Consider the following 18,720-nt stretch of genomic DNA (forward strand, 5'->3'; position numbering starts at 1 on the left):
ATCCGTCGCGAATATCCGCCCCATTGTACCGGAGGTGCTCTCGCTAAGACAGACTCACAGAGTCTGGATAAGATCAGGGCATTGCTCTCGCTGATCCATAAATGACGACGGTTGCCGCGCAGCCATTGATCCATCAGGATCGAGGCAAGCTGGCGGCCCTTGCCAGCCCCGGTGCCGTCGCCGAGGAAGAAGCCGCAGCGGTAGCTGGCTCCTTCGGCATCAGGCACCAGTTCAAGGCCTCGTTCAGGCACGCGATAGCGGCCGGGGAGATCAGAAGATGTTGCGTCGAGCGCATGAACCAGTGTTTCAAGCTGGGCGCGGCTCAGCATGCGGTCGCGGATCACCTTGGCAGGAAGCTGGGGGACGTAGCTTGGTACTGGCAGCGCCACCGAGGCCATGGCTGCCGATTCCACCAGTTGGGTCGGGTGATCCGCAGCATCGTCAAAGACAAGTCGTTGCGGACGATAGGCGACATAGACGCCGATAGCCTGCTCGGCGTCGGCGATGGTGTCGCGCAGGCGGTAGGCCAGCGGGATGGCGCCTGTGGCATCGCCGCGCGACGCTGCTGCGGCCAGTTTCGGTGCGGCTGAGCGGAATCCGCCCAGCAAGGTGGACGTGGTTTTGGCAGGCGAAACAGGAGGTGTGGCCACGAGCGCCAATTCAGTTACAACCCGACGGCGCGGCGGAACCTTGGACAGGAAAGGCACCAGATCATTAAGCGTGGCCCGGTTTACGACGGTGGTGCTGACGGAGCCAGCACACTTGTCGATCACCAGCAAGCGCACAGCAATCGAGGTGCCCTGTTTGGCAAAGGCACCCTCAAGCCGGGCATGGAAGGCGACGCTCGCGCCTTGCAACGCGCGCTGGAACAGTTCCGCGCGGCGCCCGTGGGGCTGGAAGCTGTCTGGCATGATGGCAACGAGGCGGCCATCGGGTTTAAGAACACCGAAAGCTGCCGCCAGATGGCGCGCTGCCGTAGTGGGATCTTCGAGACCAGCAGCGTTGCGAGCGTAGGGCGGGTTCATCAGGATCACGTTGGGGCGTTGGGTCAGATGGGCGCCAATGCGGGCGGCGTCATGATCGGTCACGTTCGCGCCCGGAAACAGGTGCCGAAGGATTTCCTGACGGACCGGATCGATCTCGTTGAGGTGAAGGCTGCTGGCATGTCTGGCCCAGACAGCCAGCATTCCGGTGCCGGCACTGGGTTCGAGCACCACATCGTCAGGTTGGACATCGGCAAGATGGGCAGCCAGCCAAGCGAGCCCAAGTGGCGTCGAAAAGTGCTGATGTTCAACCTGCTCCTCGCTGCGGACGGTCTGGTTTGGCAGACGGACTTCAAGATCATTCAGAAAAGCGAGTGCCGGCTGGACAAAGGACGGGACAGATTGCTCGACGATACAGCGAAGCACAGCCATTTCCAGCATTTGGAAGCTGTCACGCTGAGACCAGACACCAGAGGCAGAGGTGGAACCTGTTGCTGCCTCCATGGCGGCGTTGAGAATCCTACGAGTGATTTTTTCGTCGGCAGCCAGGTGCGGCGCTAAACGGAACGAAGCTTCCGCGAGAAGGTCTACAAAAACTGGGGGATCCAGTTGACTGGGATACATGGAAAATCCTTTCGGGTTCAGGGAACTCGAAAGCCATTCCTCCCACTTTGACTTTGTCGGCTAGTAAGACCCGATCACCGTCGGCCCACACCAACGAAGTCCTCCGACATTTGCTCGAGATTGCCTTCGCAAAACTGCCTTTAACTGGTCACACGCTGTTTAACCCTGCCTTTTCGACTGGTGTCTCGACTGGGCAATCGCGCTCGACGCGCTCGGAATAGCGGTCGACCAGTTGCTCGGCGTGCGGGCGCAGTAGGACCGTTATCCGCACCAGTTCCTCGCAGACATCAACGATTCGATCATAGTAGGATGAGGGTTTCATGCGGCCCGCCTCGTCAAATTCTTCATAGGCTTTGGCGACGGAGGACTGATTGGGGATGGTGAACATCCGCATCCAGCGGCCAAGAATGCGCAAGGTGTTGACTGAATTGAACGACTGAGACCCCGCGCTGACCTGCATCACCGCCAGCGTGCGCCCTTGTGTGGGGCGCATACCCTTCATGGCGAGCGGCAGATGGTCGATCTGCGTTTTCATGATGCCGGTGATCTGGCCGTGGCGCTCGGGACTGCACCAGACCTGTGCTTCCGACCACAGCGAATGTTCGCGCAGTTCATCAACGGCGGGGTGCTTATCGCCCTCGATCTGATCGGGAAGCGGCAGATCGCGCGGGTCAAATATGCGTGTTTCGCAACCGAAGAACTGCAAGAGGCGCGCAGATTCCTCCACCACCAGACGGGAGTAGGAGCGTTCGCGCAAGGAGCCGTAGAGCAACAGCACCCGAGGCGGAGCATCGAATTCACCAAGTCCCTGTGCCGGTCGACGATAGGCATATTCCGGCTTCAAGGCAGGAAGATGGTCGGCGTCTGAAAGTGCGCGCAGGTAGCTAAAATCGGACATGGTAACTCGAAACTCCGTCAGGCAGAGGATGTGGTTCAGATACGGCGCAGGTACGCCTATTGTGGCACAGTGTCAGCAAACCAGCGTCGACCAAACCAGAAGGCGACATTGACCAACAAGATCAGCACCGGCACTTCAACCAGAGGGCCGATCACTGCGGCAAAAGCCACCGGTGAGGCCAGGCCAAAGGCGGCAATGGCAACAGCAATTGCCAGCTCGAAATTGTTGCCCGCGGCCGTAAAGGCCACCGCCGTCGTGCGCGGATAATCGCTGGCGATCAGCTTGCCCATGAAGAAACTGATCGTGAACTGCACAACGAAGTAGATCGTGAGCGGAATGGCGATACGCAGGGTGTCGCCCGGAAGCGTGAGGATCTCGTTGCCCTTGAGGCTGAACATGGCAACAATGGTGAAGAGCAGCGCGACAAGAGTGATCGGGCCGATCTTGGGCAGGAAAGTGCCTTCGTACCACGCGTTGTCCTTGGCCTTGGCCAACCACTTGCGGGTGAGGAAGCCAGCCAGAAGCGGAACGCCCAGATAGATCAGTACCGCTTGGGCAATGGTCCAGAAGCTGACCTTAATCACGCTGCCTTCGAGACCGAACAGCGGCGGGAGGAATGCCAGGAAAAACCATGCATAGACGCTGAAGAACAGGATCTGGAAGATCGAGTTGAATGCGACCAGCGCGGCGACATACTGGTTGTCACCCTTGGCGAGCTGGTTCCAGACGATCACCATCGCAATGCAGCGCGCAAGGCCGATCAGGATCAGGCCCGTCATATATTCCGGCTTGTCGCTCAGAAAAATGACTGCCAGTGCGAACATCAGCACCGGGCCGATGATCCAGTTCTGGATCAAAGAGATCGCAAGAACCCGCCGATCCTCGAACACGCGCGGCAATTCTTCGTAGCGCACCCGCGCGAGCGGGGGGTACATCATCAGGATCAGGCCGATGGCAATCGGAATGTTGGTTGTTCCGATCGACAGGCTGTTGATGAAGCCCGGCAGACCGGAAAATGCCGATCCCATCCCGACCCCAATCGCCATGGCGAGGAAAATCCACAAGGTGAGATACCGGTCGAGAAACGACAGGCGGGGACGATTGCTCATGCAGCACCTTCCATCTGGCCGAATTCGGCAAGGGCTTGGGTCAACTCGGTGCGATCCATTGTCTCGAACGGCAGGGCCAGAAACGCTTCGGCCCGCATCGAAAGCCAGCGCCAGGTGTCTTCGAAGGCGGCATCTTCGGCCGCTTCGCCGCCCGCTTCATCTGCCGGATCAGGCAGGCCCCAATGCGCGCGCAGAGGCGTGCCCGGAAAAACCGGACAAGCCTCGCCCGCAGCATTGGCGCAAACGGTGATGACAAGGTCGATATGTGGTGCTTGCGGAGCGGAGAATTCCAGCCAGCTTTTGGAACGGAAGGTGCTGGTGCCGATCCCCCGCCGCGCCAGCAGGCGCAGCGCGCCGGGATGTGGCACGCCTTTGGGCTTACTGCCTGCACTAAAGGCCTGAACGCGACCCGGAGCAAGGTGATTGAAAATCGCCTCGCCCAAAATCGAGCGCGCGGAATTGCCAGTGCAGAGCACCAGAATGTTAAATGGGACCATTGTCATCACTATTGCCTCAGCCTGCTACGACGCGCTTGCCATCGGCATCAACGACTTGCTCGCCATCTTCCTTGGCGAATGCACCGCGTTGCTCGGCGGGGATCAGGTCAAGCACTTCCTCGGAAGGACGGCACAGCTTGACGCCGAGCGGCGAGACAACCAGCGGGCGGTTGATGAGGATCGGATGCTCCATCATCGCGTCGATCAGTTGCTCATCAGTGAGATCGGCATTGCCAAGCCCCAATTCGGCAAAAGGCGTGCCCTTTTCGCGCAGCAAAGCGCGGGCGCCGATGCCAGCGCGGACGATCAGGCTTTCCAGCAGTTCGCGCGAAGGAGGCGTCTTGAGATATTCTACCACATGCGGCTCGATTCCGGCATTGCGGATCATTGCCAGCGCATTGCGCGAAGTGCCGCACTCGGGGTTGTGATAGATGATGATGTCAGTGGCCATGATGAAGCGTCCTTAAACAAATATTGGGTCAGTTCAGAGGGAAAAGTCCCCGAACGCGCCACGAGGGAACTTGGTCGCGCAACCGGCCTCTGTCGGCTTGCGGAAGGGGCACTTTTCAGCACCTTCAACCGAAATGATAAGGTCACTTGATGACGTATTCTTGTAGCTACAAGTGGCGTATCGGGGCGCCACCAAGGTCAATTCCGGGCGGCTCGGATCGGCAAATGCGGTGAATTCGCTGCCGCGCGAGGGATTGACCTTGCACCACATCTCCCATTTTCCGGCGCCCTCGCCCTTTACAACCACCGTCTTGCCTTCGGGTGCGGCGGCAACATTCGTGGTGCTGGCCATAACAAGCGCGAGCACAGCAATCGTTTTGGTGAACATGATTTTCTCCCTAAAATAGCTTGTTGCGTAAATACATTTCCAGAAATATCGAAATATAAGGTGCAAATCGGCAGGTACAGGGCATTAGCTTCGCGCCAGATCAGTTGAGGGTCGCCCCCTCAATTTGACCGATCTCTAAAAGCTTGCGCTCCATGGCCATGGCATCAAGGCTATCGAGTGGCAGCGCCGTGAACAGTTCAATGCGGCGGCGCAGATATCGAATGGCATCCATAAACGCCTGACGCTGATCTTCGCCTGCCACGGCGGCCGGATCTTCAATGCCCCAATGGGCGGTCATCGGATGACCGATCCACACAGGGCAAGCTTCGCCAGCGGCATTATCGCAGACCGTAAAAATGAAGTCGAATTGCGGCGCATCTTGGCCCGCAAATTCGCTCCAGCTTTTCGAGCGCAGCCCCGATGTGTCGAAACCCAGATCCCCGAGTGTGGTCAGAGCCATCGGGTGAACCTCGCCCCAGGGGTGGCTGCCCGCACTAAACGCACGGAACCGACCCGCGCCATCATGGTTCACCAGCACTTCACCGATGATCGAGCGCGCCGAATTGCCGGTGCATAGGAACAGGACGTTGTAGATGCGGTCGCTCATGCAACATCCTGTTCGGATGCGGACGCCCCAACCTCGCCCTCCGGCACACAGCACAATTCATGGTCCGTGCAGGCAAGGCCGCCACAGCAATTCTCGGTAAGATAGCCCATCAATCCATTCATCGCCGTATAGTTGGCGGTGTAGATGATAAGGCGGCTCTGACGGCGCTGACTGACCAATCCGGCATTGGCCAATGCGGCCAGATGAAAGCTCATCGAAGAGGAAACGACACCCAGCTTTTCCGCGATTGCCCCAGCAGGCAACCCTTCTTCACCGGCCTGCACGAGCAATCGAAACGCCGCGAGACGATGCTCCTGCGCCAGAGCGCCGAGTGCGCGGATGACTGCCGTTGCGTCCATTTCCATCTCCATGATTCGACGAAAATCGAATTAATGGCGCAGCACAGCTCCGTCAATCCACGTTTCGACTATAATGGAATTATGACGACATCGCGACAATTGACGCCCATCAATGCGCCCATGCGCTTTTGCGCATAACTTGAGGCCATGAACCGGCCAATCGACCACTTACTTGCCGCTCTGGCGGAACCGACCCGGTTACGGGCGCTGCACATTCTTTGGGATGGCGAAGAACACTGCGTCTGCGAATTGATGGATCGGTTGGGCGTCACCCAGTCCCGCATGTCGCGGCACATGGCCAGGTTGAAGGCGGTCGGATTGCTTACCGATCGCCGCGATGCGCAATGGACGCGCTACCGTCGCAGCGCGGATGTACCTGCGGAGTGGGTAGCGATCATTGACGTCGTTGTGGCGACTTTGCCCGCGCTTCCGCTTGAACAAGAAAAGGCCACCTGACATGTCAGCGTTCCAAACCACGATCATGCAGGCCCGCCAGTCGCCAACAACTTGGTTTATCGGCCTCACTTTCGGCATCGCGGCGTGGTTCGCTGTTTATCGGCAATTGCAGCCCGCCTCCCGCTGGCTTGTGGCGCAAACGGGAATCAAGCCGGGGAGCCATCTTGCGGCCTCGGTTGAGTTCTTCTTTTTCGACACCCCCAAGGTACTGATGCTGCTCACTCTCGTGGTGTTCGTGATGGGAGTGGTCCGCAGCTTCTTCTCGCCGGAGCGAACCCGCGCCTTATTGGCAGGAAGGCGCGAAGGGCTGGGCAATATCGCAGCTTCCGCGCTGGGCATTGTCACACCCTTTTGCTCCTGCTCTGCCGTCCCCCTGTTTGTTGGCTTCGTCTCGGCGGGCGTGCCACTGGGCGTGACTTTCTCCTTTCTGATCTCGGCGCCGATGGTCAACGAGGTCGCGTTGGGCCTGCTGTTTGCGCTGGTAGGCTGGAAAATTGCTCTGACCTATCTCGCCTTTGGCCTGTCGATTGCCATCCTGTCGGGGTGGGTCATTGGTCGCTTGCATCTCGAAGCCTGGCTCGAACCTTGGGTGCGTGAAGTCCGCAGCGGACCAGGGCTTGTCGATGACCAGCATCTCGAATGGGTCGACCGCTTCGAGGCGGGTTGGGATGCCGTCAAGGAGATCGTCGGCAAGGTATGGTACTGGATCGTGGCAGGCATTGCGGCGGGCGCCTTCATCCATGGCTATGTTCCGGCCGCCATGCTGGCCGGTATCATGGGGGCGGGTGCATGGTGGTCGGTGCCTGCGGCCGTTTTGGTCGGCGTGCCCATGTATTCCAATGCGGCGGGTATCATTCCTGTGGTCGAGGCTCTCTTGGGCAAGGGCGCGGCGCTTGGTACTGTACTGGCCTTCATGATGTCGGTCACGGCCCTGTCGCTGCCCGAAATGATCATTTTGCGCAAAGTGCTCAGCCTGAAGCTCATCATCGTTTTTGCCAGTGTGGTTGCAATGGGCATTCTGGCCGTCGGCTTTCTCTTCAATGCTCTCTTCACCTGAAAGGTTTGTCCATGAAAGACGTCAAAGTGCTGGGGCCGGGCTGCAAGCGTTGCCAGACTGTGGAGGACATGGTCAAATCCGCGGCCAACGCCCTTGGGATTTCCATCGCGTTAGAAAAGGTGACGGATTATGCTGAGATAGCCCGATTTGGGATCGTCTCGACCCCGGGGATCGTGATCGACGGCAAAGTTGTTCACGCAGGCGGCATTCCGAAAGAACAAGACCTCCTGGACTGGTTGCAAGCCTGAATGATGGAAACGCATGACATCATCATTATCGGTGGTGGCCAGATGGGTCTGGCGCTGGGATATTATCTGCGGCGAGCGGGCGCCCGGTTTCTGATCCTTGATGCGGAAGCGGGGGCTGGCGGCGCGTGGCGGCATGGGTGGGAATCGCTGCGCCTCTTTTCGCCAGCGGGATACAGTTCCCTGCCAGGCTGGTTGATGCCCCCGCCCGCGCATGAGGGCTATCCCACCCGCGATGATGTTCTTGATTATCTGGCCCGATACGAGGAGCGATACCAGTTGCCGATCAGGCGCCCCGTCATCGTCCAATCTCTGAGGCGGGCTGACGAGGGGCTGACCGTCATGACAGATCAGGGCAACCTTGCCGCCCGCTTTGTCGTCAGCGCAACGGGCACATGGTCCAAGCCCTTCATTCCCGATATTGTAGGCAGGGCGCTTTTTGAAGGGCAGCAGATCCATTCAGCGCATTATTTCCGTCCTGAGGATTTTGCTGGGCAGTCCGTCCTGGTGGTTGGCGGCGGCAACAGCGGCGCGCAGATCATGGCCGAACTATCGCAGGTCGCTCATGCCCGCTGGGTGACGACGGAATATCCGCTATTCCTTCCTGACGAAGTCGATGGCCGGGTGCTGTTCGAACGGGCTGTTGCGCGCATGAAAGCCGGGCCGAGCGATGTGCCGGTCGGCGGCATCGGCGATATCGTCATGGTCCCGCCGGTCAGAGCCGCCCGACTGCGCGGCGATCTGACCGCAATTCGCCCTTTCGAGCGTATGACCAGAACGGGTGTTTGCTGGGCCGACGGAACCGAAGAGGCCGTTGACGCCATCATCTGGTGCACCGGCTTCCGCCCTTCTCTGGACCATCTGCGCGAACTGCATGTGATTGAGCAAGATGGTCGCGTGTTGCTGGACGATCAGCGCTCCGTCAAAGAACCTTCGGTATGGCTCGCCGGTTATGGTGACTGGACTGGGGCGGGGTCAGCCACTCTTATGGGCGCTGCGAGGACTGCGCGCGATCTGGCAGCTTCGTTGGTGAAGGAGTTGGCCGCAATGCAAACGTCGACCGTACTCCCCTAATTGAAAAATTAGTGCTGAGAGATGAATGGCAATAATTTCCTCAATTACTCACCCACTGGGCTTTGCCCATATTTGCGCAACACATCGTCGAATGCCTCGGCCATCAGTTCCTGAAGGCTGAGGCCGTACTTACGGGCGCAAACATGCATGGCTAGCGACATCTCGGGGGTGAAGTAAGCTGCGATGGCTTTGCGCCCAACTCGGCTGTTCGATTTGGGCGGTGTGCTGACCGATGTGGTTGCAGCGGCGCCTTCTTCATTGCCGGGCGCGGCAGGCTGGTGTTGCGATTTCGGGCTGGCCTTGGGCTTGTCGGCAAGATTGGCAAATCTGCTCATCTCCTCACGCTCCCTCATGTGCGACAGTCGACATGTTCACATGTGCGATGGTCCACAAGTGAAGCTCCGTGATCTCTGCGGCCGCCTTACCCTCGGGCTCGAATTCGATAACAGAGGCCCCCGCAGCGCTGCCGTGTCGATAAACGGCACGGTCGGGCAGGATATGCGGGCAAGCCTCGATCCCAAAGCCACGAACCAGTTCCACGGCCTCCTCATACATGCGCGGCGCATGGGGCGGACCAGCGGTGAAAACCACATAGGCGGGCTTGTCGAACAGGCGCACGAGGCTGACCGTGGTTTTGATCGCCGCCAGATCAAAGGCACTTGGGCGGCAGGGGATCAGCACCAGATCTGCCACTTCAACCGCCCTGCTGGCCGCACTGTCGGCATGGGGCGGGGTGTCGATCACGATGAAGGTTGCGCCCTGCGCCGCCGCCGCATCGACCTTGGCCTGGATGCGCGGCGGTGCGCTGTCGATGACCTCTGGCGCTTTGTCCGCGCGCCACGCGCCCCATTGGCTGGCTGTGGCCTGTGGGTCGGTGTCAATAATGAGCGCGATGGCGCCTGCGGCCTCGGCGGCGGCGGCGAGGTTCACTGACAGGGTGGTTTTGCCCGAGCCGCCCTTCTGGCTGACGATGGCTATTATGGTCATAATGGTTTCCTTGCCCGTCCACATGTGGACGTGTGGGATGGTGAGAGTGTGGACCTGTGTACAGGTGAGATGTTGGACAGGCTCACCCGTCTGACGTGATGCGCCGCTCCATGCTGGCCATCAGCCTCGTGGTCAGATGGGCCAGTGGGCCAGCCTGTGGCTCGATGGGTGGATCAGGCACTGGGGATTCTGATGACGCCTGCTGGGCGTTGCGCTCCGTGGCCCGAAACAGACCAGCGAGGTTCACCCCTGCCGAGCCTGCCCGCCGCACCATACCGGCCAGACACCTTGCCGGTGAGCCCACCCGATAGCGATGGCCCGGCGGCAATTCGGCATTCCGGTCGATCAGCAGCACGCTGAGTGCTGCACGCTCCCGCCCGAACTGCTGGCAAGCTCGGCCCCAGGTGCTCTGGGCGATGCCAAGCCGGCCGCAACTGCGCCACGACGCCTCGACCAAGTTGGGCCAGGTCGGCCCACCCAGCGAATCGACGATGCCGCGATAGCTCTCGGTGGCCACTACCAGCGCGGTCGAGAGCCGAATGCGATCGAGCGAATTGCGTGCTGGCGCGGTACATCTTCGTGGTGAGTTTTGGTTCTGTATATTAGGTGCGCAATTTTCTTCCGGCGCGTCGGAAGTTTTCAGTGCACGCGGCTCTGGTTCCGGCCCAGATTCCGGATGATATTCGATGACAGCGAGCATGGCGGACAAGGCCTCGCGAATGGCGATCAGGCGGTCGATGTTGGTGATCCGCGCCGTGCGTCCATCGGGCAGGATGGTCTCGGCCCGCTCGCGCAGATCCTCGTCACCAGCCTCGCGGATGCGCTGACCCAGTTGACGGATCTCGGCACGGCATTGCTGGATGGCGCGAGCTTGCAGTTCCAGCGCCTCAGCCTTGGCCTGCATCTCCGCAAAGCGCTCGACCAGCGGGGCGAGGTTGATCCCTGCCGCCCAGACCACGATACCGTCCTGCCGGTCGCCAGCGCGCTCGCCATTGATCCCGGCATTGCGGATGATGAAGCCGGCTTGCTCCAGTTCCCGCTCGGCCGAATTGATCGAGCGCGGCGTCAGGCCCAAGGCCTCGGCAAAGCGACGGGCCTGCGTCCAGACCGCGCAGATGCGGCCTGAGAGGTAGTCGCCGTCCATGGTCTTGAGCACATAGTGCCGGACCAAGGCCACAGCCGTGGATGAAAGACCAAAGCCGGGCCTCGCCACCTGCTCGAACAGGCGCAGCAGATCGAACCGGCCCACGCCCGAAGGCAGGCCCCTATGGGCAAGGGTGGTGCTCATGTTGCCCCTCCCCGGAACTTGAAACTTGCCGCTCGCCAGCAGGGGCGATAATCACCGTATCGCGTCGATGAGATTGCGCCCGAGGCTCACGGAAGGATGGCAGACCTTCCAACACCACAGGGTTCCTTCTCGTTGCGCGTATGGCGTAAACAGCGGGATTTGCGTGCACTGCGCGTCTTGCGCGTTTGGCGTCAAAACAACGGTTTTCAGCATGGCCCAAGGGGCCAAAGGAGGTGTGCCGACTTTTGTGACGGAAGGTGTTGCGCTTCGATGCGCGTCTTGCGCGTTCTGCGTAGGCCCTAACGCCATAAAAACAGGCGATATTCCCGGAAATAGCCGCTTTCGTAGCATTCGGATCGTGAATTGCTAAACCGTCGTGCCCTTAAGGGGGCACCCCGGGTTCGAATCCCGGCGTCTCCGCCACCATGGCCCGATCATCGGGCGCCGGAAATCCGGCCTGGGTGGCGCCGCTTCTCTGACAATCCGATTTTCGATCCTGCGCAGGGCTTGGCCTTGTCCAGCAAAGATGCGTGGAAAGCGTAATCGCTCACAGCGCCTAGCGGATCATGCCCGTTCATTATCCGGGCGTTGAATATGGGGATGCGACAGGCCGGGCTTCCCCGGCCTGTTTCGCTTTACGGCACCAGCACGGTATCTAGCGGCGGCTCGACCGTCTGAGGATAATCCAGCGTATAGTGCAGTCCGCGACTCTCATGCCGCTTCAGGGCCGAGCGCACGATCAGATCCGCGCTCTGCAGCAGGTTGCGCAATTCGATCAGGTCGGTGGTCACGCGGAAGTGGCCGTAATAATCGTCCACCTCGTCAAACAGCAGCTTGATGCGATGGGCCGCGCGTTCCAGCCGCTTGGTGCTGCGCACGATGCCCACATAGTTCCACATGAAGCGGCGGATCTCGGTCCAGTTCTGCTTGATGATGACTTCCTCGTCGGAATCCGAAACCCGGCTTTCATCCCACGGGCGAATCGACGGGGGCGTATCGAATTCGTCCCAGCGCGCCAGAATATCGGACGCCGCCGCATCGCCGAACACCAGGCATTCCAGCAACGAATTGGACGCCAGACGGTTCGCGCCATGCAAACCGCTTTCTGCGCATTCGCCCGCCGCATAGAGGCCCGGCAGATCGGTGCGGCCATCCAGATCGGTGACCACCCCGCCGCAGGTGTAATGCTGGGCCGGAACGACGGGGATCGGCTCCTTCGTCATATCGATGCCCAGCGAGATCAGCTTGTCATGGATATTGGGGAAATGCTCGCGCACAAAATCGGCGGGCTTATGGCTGATGTCCAGATGGACGAAATCGAGGCCGTATTTCTTGATCTCGCTGTCGATGGCGCGGGCCACCACATCGCGCGGGGCCAGTTCGAGCCGCTCATCATAATCGGGCATGAAGCGCTTGCCGGTGCGGGGATTGATCAGCCGCCCGCCCTCGCCGCGCACCGCCTCGGTGATGAGGAAGTTCTTGACCTCGAGATTATAGAGACAGGTGGGGTGGAACTGCATCATCTCCATGTTTGAAACGCGCGCGCCCGCGCGCCATGCCATGGCGATGCCGTCGCCCGTGGCCCCGCGCGGCGCGGTGGAAAACTGATAGACGCGCCCTGCCCCGCCTGTGGCCAGAATGGTCGCGCGGCCGATATGGGCCTCGACCTTGCCGGTCTTTTCATCCAGCGCATAGACACCCCACACCCGGCCCGAGCCGGAATAGCGCATCTCGTGCCGCCCGGTGATCAGGTCGATACAGCTCTGCCCCGGCAGCAGCGTGATATTGGGATGAGCCTCTGCGGCGCGGATCAATGCCTCCTGCACCGCCCAGCCCGTGGCGTCGGCCACATGGGCGATGCGGCGATGCGAATGGCCACCTTCGCGGTGGAGGTGGAGATGATCGCCCTCGGTGTTGAAGGGCACGCCCAGATCGGCCAGTCGTCCGATCGCCAGCGGCGCGCGTTCGACCACATATTCGACCGTATCCAGCCGGTTCAGCCCCGCGCCCGCCACCATCGTGTCGCGGATGTGATCCTCAAACGTATCGCCCGCGTCAAGCACTGCGGCGATCCCGCCCTGCGCCCATGCGGTCGATCCCCCCGTCAGCGTGCCCTTGGCCAGCACCAGCACTTTCAACCGCTGAGCAAGAGAGAGGGCGGCGGTCAAACCGGCGGCGCCCGAACCGATCACGATCACATCAGCATTCATAAGCCATCCCAATCTGGGCCGCTGCTCGACACGCAGACGGCAGGCGATTCGCGGGCTCGCTTTGCGCCCAATAGGCCGATTTGAAAAGCAGGCAACGCAACGAAACCGTCATTTTCGCACCCTGCGGGCGGATATGGTTAAATATTTAGGAGGAAAGAGAAAAATTTTGCAAAATGGGTCAACCAATTGCTTTTCGACCGCCGGATTTCGGTATATGTACATAGTCGGATCGAAGATTACACAATTTTACCTGACGAGGTCAGAAGGCGAATTCACATGAATTCGTCTGCCGCTGGCCTGCGCGTGAATGGGGTCGTTACAATGAAACTCGACTTGCCTTTATGTCTGTTCAATCGTCATGCGCCGCGCCGAAGTCGCGTCAAATGGGATGGACTCAACTTTGTCGGCCATTGCCGGTTCTGCGAAAAACCCATCCGTCGGATGGACAAGGGCCGCTGGGTTCGGGACCAGATAGAAAAGATCAAGTCTTCGGACCTGTAACCGTCCCCCTTATTGGAGGGGGCTACCTGCCCCCGCCTTATGCCGCCTGCGTGGTCAGGCTGACAAAAACATCCTCAAGATCGGCCTCACGTGTGGTGACATCGACAATCGCCATGCCCTGCGCCTGCACGGCGCCCAGGATCTCGCCCGCGTTGGTTTTGTCCTTGTCATAAGTGATCTGGATAACATCGGGCGCCACTGCCGCGCATTTCAGAAAGGCGGGATGGCTGGGCAGCGCGGCGACCGGACGGTCGAGCGTGAGCACCACGATCTTTTCGCGCGCCATATCCACCAGTTCGCGGGTCGGCTTGTTGGCGATCAGTTCGCCATGGTTAATGATCGCGATGCGGTCGCACAACTCCTCGGCCTCTTCCAAGTAATGCGTGGTCAGCACCACTGTAACGCCTTCATCATTGAGCCGCTTGACCAGTTCCCAGAGCTGGCGGCGCAGTTCCACGTCCACGCCCGCCGTCGGCTCGTCCAACACCAGCACCGGGGGTTGATGCACCATGGCCTTAGCCACCAGCAGGCGCCGCTTCATCCCGCCCGAAAGCGTGCGGGCATAGGCTTTGGCCTTGTCGGACAGATGCACATCGGCCAGCAATTGCTCGGACATGCGTTCGGCCTTGGGGATGCCATAGAGGCCTGCAGTGTTCTCCAGCACCTCGTAAGGGGTAAAGAACGGGTCGAATACGATTTCCTGCGGTACGATGCCGATGGCGCGCGATGCGTTGCGGCGATCATGGTCAATGTCAAAACCCCAGATCGACACATCGCCGCTGGTCTTGCGCACCATGCCCGCCAAAATGTTGATCATGGTCGATTTGCCCGCGCCATTGGGGCCGAGCAGACCAAAGATCTGCCCTTGTGGCACATCGAGCGACACACCTTTCAGCGCCAGTTTGCCTTCGCCATTACCGGCGGGCGCATAGCGTTTGACAAGGTTGCGGATCGAGATGGCGGGGGCGTCGGACTGGCTCATGCCCGCTGCTTACCCCCCCGAGGCGGGACGCGCAACAGGACTTAACCCGCCCCCCTTATCCCGCCGAGCGCACCAGTTCGGGCAGGCGATGTTCGGCCCAGCGATAGACCGCCGAGCGCCGCTCCAGCGCGCGCATCATCGCCGCCGGATAGACCTCGTTCACCAATTGGGCAAAGGTCTTGTTCCAGCTGAACCGCTGCACCACATGATTGCGCGCAGCCGCGCCCATCGCGCGATAGTCTCCGCGCCAGAGCGCCTGGACATGATCGGCCATCGCGGCGGCATCATCGACCGGCCCCAGCCGCCCCAGCCCCGCCGGAACGCGCGCGGGCATCGCCCCGCTGGCCACGCCAACCACAGGCAGACCGCTGGCCTGCGCCTCGATCACCGAAATGCCGAAAGTCTCGTCCGCCATGGCCGAGACATAAATGTCCGAAGAGGCCAGCGCGACCGCCAGCGCATCGCGGTCATCGACAAAGCCGGGCAGCGCCACAGCCATCCCGCGCGTCTCGCGAATCAGCCGGTCGCGCAATTTGCCGTCGCCCAGCATGACCATCGCCGCGCCCATTTCAGACGGCAGACGGCGGAACATTTCCACCAGCCGATGCGCGCGCTTCTCATTGTCGATGCGCCCGGCATAGATCAGCAGCGGCCCATCGCCCGCCAGCCCCAGCTTTTCGCGGAAATGGGGATCGCGCCGCGCCGGGCTGAACTGATCGGTATCCACGCCCAGCGAGAGCACATCGACATGACCGATGCCCCACCCTGCCAATTGTTCGCGCACGGGATCATTCAGCGCATAGAGGCGGTCAAATGCGCCATAGGTCTTTTGCGCATAGGCCACGCCGATCGCGCGCAGGCCATCGGCCATGCGGCGGCCAAACAATTGCTCGCCCACGCGGTGGATATGCACATTGGGAAAATCGGTGTGATAACCGGCCACCAGCGCGGTTTCGGGATGGGCGCGGCGATAATTGATCGCGGTCCATGGCAGGACCCAGGGGCAGAGCGATTCGATCACATCGGGCCGGAAATGTTCAAGCACCTCGCGCACCGCGCCGGTGCGCAGGATGAAGCGGTAATTGGGGCTGCCGCGCACCTGTTCGGCGCCGACCTCGACCCAGATATGCCGCCCGCGTTCGACCACGCGATCCTCCGGGCCGGGCACGATCTGGAGCAGCCGATGACCGGTCTGTTCAAGAATATAACGCCGCTTTTCACGGAGATAGGTGCTGACCCCGCCGCCGCCGACGGGTGCATAAGACTGGGTAAGGTCGCAAATCAACATTTCTCGGTGGGCATGACGCATGCTTATTCGACCTCAACCTATTGCGGCTGCCGCCTTCCGTGTCGGACAGACACAGATCAAGGCAACCCAATCAGCGGCGAGAAATGCCCCCAGCATCGGCCTCGCACGCTTATTCACGCAAAAATCGGCCCCGTGCGCCCACCCTTTAACGGGGTTACAGCCATTTGGCAAAGGAGATAAATCGCGCAAAGCCAAGTAACAAATTGTCTCAAGGGCGCTTGCGGCCCAATGCAGGGACAAATGGCGCAGGTGCCTTCCCGATCAACAAACACACCCGCAGGCTCTGGAAATCGCGCGAAACTCCTGCTAGTGGCCTTTACCCATGAGCGACCAGCCCGAAACCGTCACCGTTCACACCACCCGCGTTCACTGCGATGGCGCCGAAGCGATCCGCACCGATGGCACGTTCAAGCCCTCGGCGCTGGGTCATCCGCGCGTCTATCTCGAAATCGACGAGCGTGGCTTCGTGGACTGCCCCTATTGCGACAAGCGCTTTGTGCTGGATCAGGCGCACGCCCACCATTGATCGAACCGGCAGATAACCGCTGCTGCGCCATTGCGCGGCGGCGGCATCGGCCTATATCAACGGCATGACCTTTTCTGCCGATCCCCGCTCGCTGCTCTATCGCCCCGGCCAGCTTGAACCCGATGAGGCCCGCGCTCTGGTGGGCCGCACATTGGCCCAATGCGACGATGGCGAGCTTTACCTGCAATTCATCGCGTCAGAAGCCTTTGGCTTTGACGACGGGCGGCTGAAAACCTGCGATTACAGCCGCGAGGCGGGCTTTGGCCTGCGCGGCGTCTCAGGCGAAATGACCGGCTTTGCCCATGCCAACGAGATTTCCGCCGCCGCGATTGCGCGCGCGGGCGAAACCCTCACCCTGCTAGATCCGGCCAGCGGCCAGCGATCCGCGCCGCCGGTTCGCACCAACCGCCATCTTTACACGGATGCCTCACCGCTCGACGGCGTGGAATTTGCCGCCAAGGTTGCGCTGCTCGAACAGATCGACGCGGCGGCCCGCGCCCGCGATCCGCGCGTGGCGCAGGTGTCTGCCTCGATTTCCGGCTCGTGGTCGGTGGTGGAAATCCTGCGCGCCGACTCTGATGCCGTGACCGACATTCGCCCGCTGGTGCGCTTGAACGTCTCGATCGTGGCCGAACAGAACGGGCGGCGCGAAACGGGCAGCTTCGGGATCGGCGGGCGCTATCTCTATGACGATCTGATGAAGCCGGAAACGTGGAACCGGGCCATTGACGCGGCGCTGGCGCAGGCGCTGGTCAATCTGGAATCGGTGGCCGCGCCTGCGGGCGAGATGACCGTGCTGCTGGCGCCGGGCTGGCCGGGCGTGCTGCTGCATGAGGCGGTGGGCCATGGGCTGGAAGGCGATTTCAACCGCAAGGGCACCAGCGCTTTCTCGGGCCGTCTGGGCGAGCGGGTGGCAGCGCCGGGCGTGACCGTCGTGGACGACGGCAGCATCGCGGGGCGGCGCGGTTCGCTCACGGTGGATGATGAAGGCACGCCGACGCAGGAAAATGTGCTGATCGAGGATGGCATTCTCAAGGGCTATCTTCAGGATCGCCTCAACGCCCGGCTGATGGGCGTGGCCCCCACCGGCAACGGGCGGCGCGAGAATTACGCCCATGCCCCGATGCCACGCATGACCAACACCTTTATGCGCGCGGGCAATGATGACCCCGCCGAATTGCTGAGCCGGGTCAAAAACGGCATTTTCGCCAAGAGCTTTGGCGGCGGGCAGGTGGACATCACCAGCGGCAAATTCGTCTTTTCCTGCACCGAGGCCTATCGCATCGAGAATGGCAAGCTGGGCGCGCCGATCAAGGGCGCAACGCTGATCGGCGATGGCCCGTCCGTGCTGACCCGTGTCACCGGCATCGGCAATGACCTTGCGCTGGACGAAGGCGTGGGCATTTGCGGCAAGGGAGGCCAGTCCGTACCCGCAGGCGTTGGCCAGCCCACCCTGCTGGTCGAGGGGTTGACCGTCGGCGGCACGGGTTGACCCGAATCATGGACGGTGGCCGGGACAGGGCGTAGAATATTCAGTCTGAAGGGGGCGCTTCAGGTCCAAGGAGAAGGTATATGTCGTTTCATTCCATCCTTCGCAGCGCCACACTTGTCGGCGGCGCCATGGCCCTTCTGGGCGCGCCGCTGGCCCAGGCGCGCGAGCGTCTGACGCCCGAACAGCAGCTGGCCAAGATCATCAAAGATCGGGTGCCGGGCAAGCCGGTCAATTGCATCAACCTGACCGAGATCCGCTCGACCACGATCATCGACAAGACCGCCATCGTCTATGACATGGGCAGCACGATTTATGTGAACCGCCCGCCCTATCCGCAATCGCTGGATGATGACGATGTCTTGATCACCAAGACATGGGGATCGCAATTGTGCAGCGTCGATATTGTGCAACTGGCAACGCGCGGCGGTGGGGCCGGCATGTGGTGGCGCGGTTCGGTCGGCCTTGGCGAATTCGTACCCTATACCAAGCCCAAGGCGGCGCCCGCCCCGGCCGCACCGGCCAACCCCGCAGGGTGATTCAGGGCGCGCGATGCGCCCACCAGATCACGCCCGCGACAATGGCCATGGCCAGCGCCATTTTGCCGACGAACAAATAGATCAGCCAGCGAGGGATCCCGCTGGCTGATTTGTTTTCCGGCTGCGGCGGGGTGATGGTCAC

General features: G+C 61.0%; 23 protein-coding genes. 8 read left to right on the plus strand and 15 right to left on the minus strand.

Going from position 1 to position 18,720, the window contains the following annotated elements; all coding sequences use genetic code 11:
* From BGP00_RS09925 to BGP00_RS09960, 8 genes are all read right to left on the minus strand, one after another.
* Positions 1-1,607: strawberry notch-like NTP hydrolase domain-containing protein (locus BGP00_RS09925; protein ID WP_292925744.1), on the minus strand; the 1,607-nt coding region annotated here is incomplete at its 3' end.
* A 148-nt stretch (positions 1,608-1,755) separates the two neighbouring features.
* A complete protein-coding gene (gene arsH / locus BGP00_RS09930; protein ID WP_292693553.1) occupies positions 1,756-2,505 on the minus strand; it encodes an arsenical resistance protein ArsH in 750 nt (249 codons plus the stop codon).
* 56 nt (positions 2,506-2,561) lie between these two features.
* Positions 2,562-3,614, minus strand: coding sequence for an ACR3 family arsenite efflux transporter (gene arsB, locus BGP00_RS09935; RefSeq protein WP_292693555.1), 1,053 nt, complete (start codon positions 3,612-3,614; stop codon positions 2,562-2,564).
* Positions 3,611-4,117 (minus strand): arsenate reductase ArsC, encoded by a 507-nt coding sequence (locus tag BGP00_RS09940; protein ID WP_292693558.1) that lies wholly within the window; start codon positions 4,115-4,117, stop codon positions 3,611-3,613. The genes arsB and BGP00_RS09940 overlap by 4 nt, the downstream gene beginning before the upstream one ends.
* A 10-nt stretch (positions 4,118-4,127) precedes the next feature.
* Positions 4,128-4,562 (minus strand): arsenate reductase (glutaredoxin), encoded by a 435-nt coding sequence (gene arsC, locus BGP00_RS09945; protein ID WP_292693560.1) that lies wholly within the window; start codon positions 4,560-4,562, stop codon positions 4,128-4,130.
* 33 nt (positions 4,563-4,595) lie between these two features.
* Complete coding sequence (locus tag BGP00_RS09950) at positions 4,596-4,949, minus strand: hypothetical protein (protein WP_292693562.1); 354 nt, start codon at positions 4,947-4,949, stop codon at positions 4,596-4,598.
* 100 nt (positions 4,950-5,049) lie between these two features.
* Complete coding sequence (locus tag BGP00_RS09955; RefSeq protein WP_292693564.1) at positions 5,050-5,556, minus strand: arsenate reductase ArsC; 507 nt, start codon at positions 5,554-5,556, stop codon at positions 5,050-5,052.
* A complete protein-coding gene (locus tag BGP00_RS09960) occupies positions 5,553-5,915 on the minus strand; it encodes a metalloregulator ArsR/SmtB family transcription factor (RefSeq protein ID WP_292693566.1) in 363 nt (120 codons plus the stop codon). Before BGP00_RS09960 ends, BGP00_RS09955 begins: the two co-directional genes overlap by 4 nt.
* A gap of 147 nt (positions 5,916-6,062) precedes the next feature.
* On the opposite strand from BGP00_RS09960, the gene BGP00_RS09965 reads away from it, so the two are divergent.
* Genes BGP00_RS09965 through BGP00_RS09980 form a run of 4 tightly spaced genes read left to right on the plus strand, consistent with a single transcriptional unit; the run spans position 6,063 to position 8,747 of the window.
* Positions 6,063-6,371 carry a metalloregulator ArsR/SmtB family transcription factor gene (locus BGP00_RS09965; RefSeq protein ID WP_292693568.1) on the plus strand — a complete coding sequence of 103 codons (309 nt, stop codon included), beginning with the start codon at positions 6,063-6,065 and terminating at the stop codon, positions 6,369-6,371.
* The gene (locus tag BGP00_RS09970; protein WP_292693571.1) at positions 6,349-7,428 is read left to right on the plus strand and encodes a permease; all 1,080 of its coding nucleotides are present in this window, start codon (positions 6,349-6,351) and stop codon (positions 7,426-7,428) included. The genes BGP00_RS09965 and BGP00_RS09970 overlap by 23 nt, the downstream gene beginning before the upstream one ends.
* Before the next feature lie 11 nt (positions 7,429-7,439).
* Positions 7,440-7,676, plus strand: a complete 237-nt coding sequence (locus BGP00_RS09975) for a thioredoxin family protein (protein WP_292693574.1) — start codon at positions 7,440-7,442, stop codon at positions 7,674-7,676.
* Positions 7,677-7,679: 3 nt separating this feature from the next.
* Positions 7,680-8,747 (plus strand): ArsO family NAD(P)H-dependent flavin-containing monooxygenase, encoded by a 1,068-nt coding sequence (locus tag BGP00_RS09980; RefSeq protein ID WP_292693681.1) that lies wholly within the window; start codon positions 7,680-7,682, stop codon positions 8,745-8,747.
* A gap of 44 nt (positions 8,748-8,791) precedes the next feature.
* On the opposite strand, the gene BGP00_RS09985 is transcribed toward BGP00_RS09980, so the two are convergent.
* The 4 genes from BGP00_RS09985 to nadB all read right to left on the minus strand — a co-directional run bounded on the left by BGP00_RS09985 (position 8,792) and on the right by nadB (position 13,232).
* Positions 8,792-9,082: a ribbon-helix-helix domain-containing protein gene (locus tag BGP00_RS09985; protein WP_292693577.1), complete on the minus strand. Its 291-nt coding sequence runs from the start codon at positions 9,080-9,082 to the stop codon at positions 8,792-8,794.
* A gap of 4 nt (positions 9,083-9,086) precedes the next feature.
* Positions 9,087-9,734, minus strand: coding sequence for a ParA family partition ATPase (gene parA, locus BGP00_RS09990; protein ID WP_292693579.1), 648 nt, complete (start codon positions 9,732-9,734; stop codon positions 9,087-9,089).
* Between the two features lie 82 nt (positions 9,735-9,816).
* On the minus strand, positions 9,817-11,022 hold the full coding sequence (locus BGP00_RS09995) for a helix-turn-helix domain-containing protein (protein WP_292693582.1): 1,206 nt from the start codon (positions 11,020-11,022) through the stop codon (positions 9,817-9,819).
* A 635-nt stretch (positions 11,023-11,657) separates the two neighbouring features.
* Positions 11,658-13,232, minus strand: coding sequence for an L-aspartate oxidase (gene nadB, locus BGP00_RS10000; RefSeq protein WP_168603081.1), 1,575 nt, complete (start codon positions 13,230-13,232; stop codon positions 11,658-11,660).
* 276 nt (positions 13,233-13,508) lie between these two features.
* Here nadB and BGP00_RS10005 point away from each other — a divergent pair, with 276 nt between their 5' ends.
* Positions 13,509-13,733 (plus strand): hypothetical protein, encoded by a 225-nt coding sequence (locus tag BGP00_RS10005; RefSeq protein ID WP_168603082.1) that lies wholly within the window; start codon positions 13,509-13,511, stop codon positions 13,731-13,733.
* A 37-nt stretch (positions 13,734-13,770) separates the two neighbouring features.
* On the opposite strand, the gene BGP00_RS10010 is transcribed toward BGP00_RS10005, so the two are convergent.
* Together BGP00_RS10010 and BGP00_RS10015 are read right to left on the minus strand one after the other, a co-directional pair.
* A complete protein-coding gene (locus BGP00_RS10010; protein ID WP_168603083.1) occupies positions 13,771-14,715 on the minus strand; it encodes an ABC transporter ATP-binding protein in 945 nt (314 codons plus the stop codon).
* 55 nt (positions 14,716-14,770) lie between these two features.
* On the minus strand, positions 14,771-16,003 hold the full coding sequence (locus tag BGP00_RS10015; protein ID WP_246870046.1) for a glycosyltransferase: 1,233 nt from the start codon (positions 16,001-16,003) through the stop codon (positions 14,771-14,773).
* A gap of 343 nt (positions 16,004-16,346) precedes the next feature.
* Here BGP00_RS10015 and BGP00_RS10020 point away from each other — a divergent pair, with 343 nt between their 5' ends.
* The 3 genes from BGP00_RS10020 (at position 16,347) to BGP00_RS10030 (ending at position 18,578) form a co-directional block, all read left to right on the plus strand.
* Positions 16,347-16,550 (plus strand): zinc-finger domain-containing protein, encoded by a 204-nt coding sequence (locus tag BGP00_RS10020; protein WP_168603085.1) that lies wholly within the window; start codon positions 16,347-16,349, stop codon positions 16,548-16,550.
* A 64-nt stretch (positions 16,551-16,614) separates the two neighbouring features.
* Positions 16,615-18,042, plus strand: a complete 1,428-nt coding sequence (tldD, locus tag BGP00_RS10025; RefSeq protein WP_292693587.1) for a metalloprotease TldD — start codon at positions 16,615-16,617, stop codon at positions 18,040-18,042.
* An 80-nt stretch (positions 18,043-18,122) separates the two neighbouring features.
* Positions 18,123-18,578 carry a hypothetical protein gene (locus BGP00_RS10030; protein ID WP_292693589.1) on the plus strand — a complete coding sequence of 152 codons (456 nt, stop codon included), beginning with the start codon at positions 18,123-18,125 and terminating at the stop codon, positions 18,576-18,578.
* A gap of 1 nt (position 18,579) precedes the next feature.
* Here the strand turns inward: BGP00_RS10030 and BGP00_RS10035 are convergent, their stop codons facing one another.
* Positions 18,580-18,720, minus strand: a complete 141-nt coding sequence (locus tag BGP00_RS10035; protein ID WP_168603087.1) for a hypothetical protein — start codon at positions 18,718-18,720, stop codon at positions 18,580-18,582.

Origin of the sequence: Novosphingobium sp. 63-713 (assembly GCF_001898925.1) — a bacterium.
Taxonomy (GTDB): Bacteria; Pseudomonadota; Alphaproteobacteria; order Sphingomonadales; family Sphingomonadaceae; genus Novosphingobium.

Coding starts and splice junctions, on each gene's coding strand:
- arsC (WP_292693560.1), bottom strand. CDS start 4,562: ATGGCCACTGACATCATCATCTATCACAACCCCGAGTGCGGCACTTCG.
- BGP00_RS09985 (WP_292693577.1), bottom strand. CDS start 9,082: ATGAGCAGATTTGCCAATCTTGCCGACAAGCCCAAGGCCAGCCCGAAA.
- BGP00_RS09995 (WP_292693582.1), bottom strand. CDS start 11,022: ATGAGCACCACCCTTGCCCATAGGGGCCTGCCTTCGGGCGTGGGCCGG.
- BGP00_RS10030 (WP_292693589.1), top strand. CDS start 18,123: ATGTCGTTTCATTCCATCCTTCGCAGCGCCACACTTGTCGGCGGCGCC.
- BGP00_RS10020 (WP_168603085.1), top strand. CDS start 16,347: ATGAGCGACCAGCCCGAAACCGTCACCGTTCACACCACCCGCGTTCAC.
- nadB (WP_168603081.1), bottom strand. CDS start 13,232: ATGAATGCTGATGTGATCGTGATCGGTTCGGGCGCCGCCGGTTTGACC.
- BGP00_RS09950 (WP_292693562.1), bottom strand. CDS start 4,949: ATGTTCACCAAAACGATTGCTGTGCTCGCGCTTGTTATGGCCAGCACC.
- BGP00_RS09980 (WP_292693681.1), top strand. CDS start 7,680: ATGGAAACGCATGACATCATCATTATCGGTGGTGGCCAGATGGGTCTG.
- BGP00_RS09955 (WP_292693564.1), bottom strand. CDS start 5,556: ATGAGCGACCGCATCTACAACGTCCTGTTCCTATGCACCGGCAATTCG.
- BGP00_RS10005 (WP_168603082.1), top strand. CDS start 13,509: ATGAATTCGTCTGCCGCTGGCCTGCGCGTGAATGGGGTCGTTACAATG.
- BGP00_RS10015 (WP_246870046.1), bottom strand. CDS start 16,003: ATGTTGATTTGCGACCTTACCCAGTCTTATGCACCCGTCGGCGGCGGC.
- BGP00_RS09975 (WP_292693574.1), top strand. CDS start 7,440: ATGAAAGACGTCAAAGTGCTGGGGCCGGGCTGCAAGCGTTGCCAGACT.
- arsH (WP_292693553.1), bottom strand. CDS start 2,505: ATGTCCGATTTTAGCTACCTGCGCGCACTTTCAGACGCCGACCATCTT.
- BGP00_RS09965 (WP_292693568.1), top strand. CDS start 6,063: ATGAACCGGCCAATCGACCACTTACTTGCCGCTCTGGCGGAACCGACC.
- BGP00_RS10010 (WP_168603083.1), bottom strand. CDS start 14,715: ATGAGCCAGTCCGACGCCCCCGCCATCTCGATCCGCAACCTTGTCAAA.
- BGP00_RS09960 (WP_292693566.1), bottom strand. CDS start 5,915: ATGGACGCAACGGCAGTCATCCGCGCACTCGGCGCTCTGGCGCAGGAG.
- tldD (WP_292693587.1), top strand. CDS start 16,615: ATGACCTTTTCTGCCGATCCCCGCTCGCTGCTCTATCGCCCCGGCCAG.
- arsB (WP_292693555.1), bottom strand. CDS start 3,614: ATGAGCAATCGTCCCCGCCTGTCGTTTCTCGACCGGTATCTCACCTTG.
- parA (WP_292693579.1), bottom strand. CDS start 9,734: ATGACCATAATAGCCATCGTCAGCCAGAAGGGCGGCTCGGGCAAAACC.
- BGP00_RS09940 (WP_292693558.1), bottom strand. CDS start 4,117: ATGACAATGGTCCCATTTAACATTCTGGTGCTCTGCACTGGCAATTCC.